General features: G+C 46.8%; 3 protein-coding genes. 2 read left to right on the top strand and 1 reads right to left on the bottom strand.

The annotated features are described in order from the left end of the window. Positions 1-44 precede the first annotated feature (44 nt). Entirely contained in the window at positions 45-671 is a 627-nt protein-coding gene (locus JMN32_RS08525; protein ID WP_202855884.1) for an SIR2 family protein, read from the bottom strand. Positions 672-1,124: 453 nt separating this feature from the next. Between JMN32_RS08525 and JMN32_RS08530 the strand changes: the two genes are divergently transcribed. Further along, the gene (locus tag JMN32_RS08530) at positions 1,125-3,803 is read left to right on the top strand and encodes a carbohydrate-binding protein (RefSeq protein ID WP_202855885.1); all 2,679 of its coding nucleotides are present in this window, start codon (positions 1,125-1,127) and stop codon (positions 3,801-3,803) included. Between the two features lie 46 nt (positions 3,804-3,849). Next, complete coding sequence (locus JMN32_RS08535) at positions 3,850-6,456, top strand: glycosyl hydrolase family 18 protein (RefSeq protein WP_202855886.1); 2,607 nt, start codon at positions 3,850-3,852, stop codon at positions 6,454-6,456. Positions 6,457-6,600 lie beyond the last annotated feature (144 nt).

Genomic DNA, 6,600 nt, shown 5'->3' on the forward strand with positions numbered 1-6,600 from the left:
TGTAACCCCTTAATAAATATTGTTTATTTAAATTTATTAATGATTTACTTTGCTGGTTGAGATGAGACTCCATCCAATTCGTTCAATATCAATTTTTCTTTAACTGACTTAAGTTTTTTAGTTTTTCCATCAACTGAATATTTATATCGACCTTTAATAAAAGCATCAATTTTCCCAATCTCACCACAATAGTGATCCAAGCCAAGCATAATGGTTTTTGGGTGTTGAATTTCTCCATGAATGTGCCATATATTAGTTGGTTCATGCCCGTTTTTTTCTATTTCTATTTTTCTTCTAATGCTGTATATCTCCTCCGTGCTTTTATTTAAAACCTTATAGTCGAATTCATCTAATATTGAATCTCGAAAAGCATAGTCATAATTTGTTGTTAAATAGTTCTGCGCATTTAATGAGTATAGTTCCCTATAGATTGATGGTGCATCAATATTTTCATAGGCTTTGGCTATTTTTTCTTTAACATTTAGTTCTTCCTCTAAAATGTTACTTAAACCAGGCCGTTCAAATAGAATTCTCTCATACACCATCGTATTTGGGAGATTGCCATTATCAAATTCATTAGGATATTTTATTTCATCCAGAAGTTCATCCCAAGATTTATTCGTGGCAGAAAGCCGATTAAGTCCATTACCGAATAATACTGAGTTCATCATTTTTTAAAAGTACCTACTCCCTTTAAATCTACCACCTCTATACTCCCAAATCAATACCCAACCTTAGGTATATTGAAGCCGAAATGTAAGGCTAAAAACACCCCAAAATCACAGACCCAATCGTTTCCAACTACCATTCAGCTACAACTTCCTGCCAAACAGCAAATAAATTAGGAAAAATCACCTCCCTTGGCGTATATGCCGCTGTTTTTGATGCTCTTACCGGATTGGAGAAGTTTTGAAAAGAGGCTTTCCCGGCTCCGGTTAGCATCAGAAGTTCAACCTATAACCGACCAAACCATGACCATCAGACCCCTAAAACTCTTAAGTGTTCCGCTGCTGCTATTGATAGCACCGGAATTCAGTTCACACGCGCAATTGCAACCTGTCTTTACCGGGATTACGAGGCGGCGGTAGCCTCGGTAACCATCACACCCTCTTACATCTATTAACATGGTTCGGAAGATATCTCCCCGGCAACGGGTATCTATTTTCCAAACTGAACCTACAACCTATGAACAACCTCAACCAACCAATTATATGTTATACCTCTACAAACCCCTTACTTTTAGATTAGGCTTAATTATTCTGCTGCTGTTTACAGCACACTTACTAACGGCACAGGCTGTCGACTGCGCCCAGGTTGCGACCTGGGATACCAATACCATATACGCTACTGCCGGTACTCCTGTAAAATACAATGGCAATAAGTACAGCAACCGCTGGTGGACCCAGGGGGATAACCCCGAACAATCCGGAGAATGGGGCGTCTGGGAGTTGCAGGGCGTCTGTAATGGCGATGACGGTGGTGACGATGGCGGCGGAGACCCCACTGACTCTACGGCCTTGCAGTTGGGCAACCTGCCTTTGCAGATCAATCAAAATCAGGGAACCAGTGTCACTTATACTTTTAGCGGCGCCATTACCTCGGTCCTCTCACGTAACCGTGGTGTGGCGTCCTTTCAGGTCAATAATGACCAGGTCACGATCAACGGCCTGAAAGCAGGCAGAACAGGGCTGAAGATCATGTCCGGCGGGCAGGCCTACTATATGGGTCTGAGGGTTAACCATACGGATGGCAGCTTGCCAGGCCTGCCCCAATACCTGTCTGTAGGATCGGTGTCAGAAGATAAGGCAGCCGACCTGGGCTTTTGGGAAGACATCGATACTGACCTAACCAATAAGGAAATGGATATCCGCTACATCTACATCAACGGCGGGGCTATTGGTGGCTGGAGAAGCTGGGGGCCAGACCGCCCTAGAAAATTTGCCGAACACAGCATGAGGCTTGGGCTAATTCCATTCTTCGTGTATTACAACATTCCGGATAACGGTGAAAGCTACGAGCTGGACCTGGCTCACGTGCGCGATGTGAATTATATGACCGAGTACTTCATCGACATCAATACATTTATGGACGAAGTGCAGAATGTCATGCAAGGTGAGCTTTACGGCGTCATATTAGAGCCGGATTTTCTGGGTTACATGCAGCAGCAGAGCGGCACACAAGACCCAACCGAGATCTCCACGGCTGTATCTGCCACTAACATTGCTCCCGGTGCAGGGAACATTCGTACCCTCGTGGAAAGGATCAACGCAACTATAGATGCGAGAAGAGATCAGGGACACAATATATTTTATGGCTGGCAGCTCAACTTATGGGCTTACCCGCTGGCAGGTACAGGCCAGGGTGTACTCCGAAGTACCGATACCGAAGGCTTTGATGCAGGTCGTGCTATGATCAAAGAGGCAGGTACCCAAACCACTTTGTTTGCCATATCAGCAGGGGTGTTGACACATGATGCCAATTTCCTTTCTATTGACAAGTATGGCCTCGATGCCATGGGACATGTCAATGATGCTGATCCTTCGAAGTCTCGCTGGTTTTTCAACAATGACCATTGGAAAAACTACCTGTACTTCGTTGAAAACATGCATACCACCTCGGGGTACCCTATCATTTTATGGCAACTCCCCGTAGGACATATCAACAGCACATCGGACGTAAGTGCCTATACAGGCCAGGGATTTCCGGACCTGAACAATACGGATACACGCTACGAAGATAGTAGCAGCGACTTCTTTTTAGGTGATACTTTCAATCCCGGTACGAGTATCAGAAGAAACTACTTTGCTGAAAACAAATATGGAGATAGCAAAGTCTCCTCCAATGGCAGCCAGATCACCTGGGGCAGCCATATGCAGGAAACAAAAGATGCCGGCGTCATCAGTGTTCTTTTCGGGGCAGGGGTCAATTCTTCGACTGATGGCGTTGGCTCCCCTCCCACTGACGATTCCTTCTGGATTCAGAAGGTACAGGAATACTATGCTGCTGGAGCACCAGTGCTGGATAAAGAGTATGGCAGTGGCGACAGCCCTTGTGCTTCAGGTTGCGCTCCAGTGGTCCGGTTCCTTTCTCATGCAGATGGTGATGAGATCATCAAGAGCACCATTACTCCGGTAGACATCCAATTGGCCTCCTGGGATCTGGACGGATCCGTAAACAGCCTAACCGTAAATATCAACGGACAAACTTATCAGCCTCAAAGCTCCGGCTCCAACTATAGCTTCAGCTGGACACCTCCCGGCTTTGGCTCATATAGTATTGCTACCAGTGCCGTCGATAATGCGGGCATTTCCACCACTAAGACCATTCAGGTAACTGTAAAGGAGTTTAATCCGGCGGATTGCTCCGCACCGGTTTGGGATGCCAATACGATTTACAGCACCAAGGGAACGGAAGTGGCCTACGATGGCAACATTTACAAAAACAAATGGTGGACCCAGGGAGACAACCCTTCTGCCGGTGGTGTATGGGAGTTTGTAAGGGCCTGCTCAGGATCTGGTTCCGGGGTTACGGTTACTTCAGCTCCTGCGGTTGATTCTCCAACGGCCTACCCTAACCCTTTTGACGACCGCATCAACTTCAGGTTTACCTTAAAATCGGAAGAACATATTGCTGTCACGCTTTACAATGCTCAGGGACAAATAGCAGGTCAGGTTATTGAAACCACGCTACCTGCTGGAGGTCATGCGCTTAGCTTCCCGGCAGAACGGCTTAACCCTGGCTTATACTTCCTGGTCATGACCAGCAATGGCAAAGTACTTCACCAGGCAAAACTGATCAAATAATGTCTATGGATGGCCCTTATTTTCAACCTAATAAATTTTACCCCCTATGAAAAAACAATTTGTTTTAACCTTATTTCTACTCGTGCTGAGCGTCTTGTACGCTCATGCACAGTATGAGTTTCCGGACTGCGCTACACCGTGGGATGCTGGTAACCCTCAGCATACACAGGGCGATAAGGTCTCGTATAACGGCCTCAACTATGAAGCGAAATGGTATACGAACACCACACCAGGCAGCGACGGAAGCTGGCAAAACCTTGGCCCTTGTGGAGATGGTGGTCTGGGACCTGATTATGGCGGCCCTCAACGTATTATCGGCTACCTGCCTACCTGGGTGGAAGGCTATGATATTGCCAATGAGTTTAACCCTGAAGTGGTAACCCATGTCAACATTTCCTTTTTGATGTTTAAGCAAAATAACAACAATTATAACAGCAGCGACTTTGCTTCCATCGCATTCGATGAGACACAGGAGTATAAAGTAGACTCGGTACTGTTTGAGCTTGGCGTTTTGCAAAAAGCGCATCAAAAGGGTGTGACTGTGTCCGTGGCACTCGGTGGTGCTACAGACTTCGCCTTTATCTGGCTGATGGATAAATACCACAACAATGACCAGAAACTTAATGAGATCGCTGATCTGATCATTAATTATATGAACGCAAAAGGTCTGGACGGAGTAGATCTGGACATGGAATGCTGGTGGGCTGATGCCAACATTTCCGGTACCAGCGATCAGGGTGGTCGTGTACGTGGCAGCAAATGGGGAGATAGCGATCAGGGAGCACACCCTGCCGCCATCGGACTGACCAAGCTGGCTCAAAAGCTACGTCAAAAAGATCCTTCAAAACTTTTATCCGCGGCTGTATTCGGCACCTCGTGGTATGGCAACAACTACGACGACGGATTGGCTGAGCACCTCAACTGGTTAGGGCTGATGACCTACGACTTCACCGGTTCTTGGGATGAATCCCCCTCCGGCCCTCATTCGGCTTTGTATAAATTGCCTTTAAACACTTATCCGGGGCAGTCGGCTAACAACCCGATCTATAGCGCTCAGGATGCTCTGGAGTATTGGATGGGTCTGGCAGAGCCAGCCTGGAATCATGACGGAGGCTTCTCCGTACCTAAAAGTAAGCTGGTGCTGGGTGTGCCCTTGTATGGCTATGATTTCTCTCAACAAAAGCCTGCGGGCAATGGCTTTGTATATGTGCCTTACAAGGATATAGTAGCTGAATACCCTAATGCGCCTACTAGCTATGACCCTAATGACAGCCGCATGCTTCAGGGTAATGTAGCTGGTAATGGCAGAAACATCTATTACAACACCCCAAAGCTGGCTGGCAAGAAGTTGGAGTATTCCCGTGACTATGGTCATCAGGGACTGATCATCTGGGAGCTTACACAGGATGTAGACTATAACTCAGGGGGTAGCCTCCTGAAGGCCATCAATGATGCTGCAGGCCACACCAATGTTAACCAGAGGCCTAATGTAAGCTGGGTCGCTCCGGCGAACATGGAAACCTTTATTATGGGAACTTTCACCCCGATCACACTTCAGGCTTCTGCTTCTGATACCGATGGTACCATTGCCAGTGTAACTTTCGATGCCAATGGCAGCCAGGTAGCTGGGACACTCAACGGCAACTATTATGAGGCCCAGGTAACGCCTACTGCCTATGGTGAGCTTACACTGAAAGTTACTGCGGTGGACAACGAAGGTGCCTCCTCGTCTCAAACCATCAAGGTTACAATTGTTGACGAAGCAGGTAACCTGCCTCCGGTGGTCGGGATTACAAACCCTACTAATGGCGAAATCATTACCCAAAGCGAGTTAAGCGAAATCAGACTAAGTGCTACGGTAACTGATGATATAGACGTGCCCAACGTAATATTCAGCATCAATGGTCAGGCGCAAAGTGTTATGAACAATGGTGACGAGTATTATCTCTTATGGACACCTGCGGTTGAGGGTACCTATGCTTTCAGAGTAGAGGCTGTAGACAGTGAAGCGGCCTCCACTATTGTAGATATTGCTTTTGAAATTAAAATACATACCAACGGGTGCGATGCCCCACTATGGGATGCCGGCACGGTTTACGCCGCTGCCGGCAACATCGCAAAATACAACGGTAAGTTGTACCGCAACCAGTGGTGGACAACAGGTGAAGTTCCCGGAGAAGCGGACGTTTGGGAGTTTATTGAAAATTGCGACGGACAAACCAATTCTTGTGGTGAAGAATGGCAGTCCGGAAAAGCGTATGCATCAACTACAGAAGTAGTTTATGAAAACAAAGTTTATCGCAACCAGTGGTGGACCCAGGGAGACAACCCGGCTGCCGGCGGTGTTTGGGAGTATGTAAGAGATTGCGCTGCTGTGCTCAGCTATGGAACAAGTGGAAATCTGAGCATGGTTTACCCTAACCCTTTCCACTCTACCTTGAATATCAGGATTAGAGTTGAACGCACAGGAGATGTATCCTTGAAACTAATCAATGCTCAGGGTGTTTTGGTCATGGATCAAAAAGCAGGGCAATTGGATCAGGGCTGGTATGAGTTTTCACTGGATGGCGCCTCTTTGAAAACAGGTATTTACCTGTACCAGGTAGAGATCAACGGCGTAGTGATCAACAGCGCAAGGGTGATCAAGGATTAATCGGAAAACAAATATGCAAAAAATGAACCCCCGGAAGGCTTAACCTTCCGGGGGTTTCATTTTGGCTCTCCCTAAACGAGGCTGTCTCAAAAGTCTCTCAAAAGAAAGGCTGGCGAAAATTCTATCGCCAGCCTTTTTAGTTGT

Origin of the sequence: Fulvivirga marina (genome assembly GCF_016775155.1) — a bacterium.
Lineage (GTDB): Bacteria > Bacteroidota > Bacteroidia > Cytophagales > Cyclobacteriaceae > Fulvivirga > Fulvivirga marina.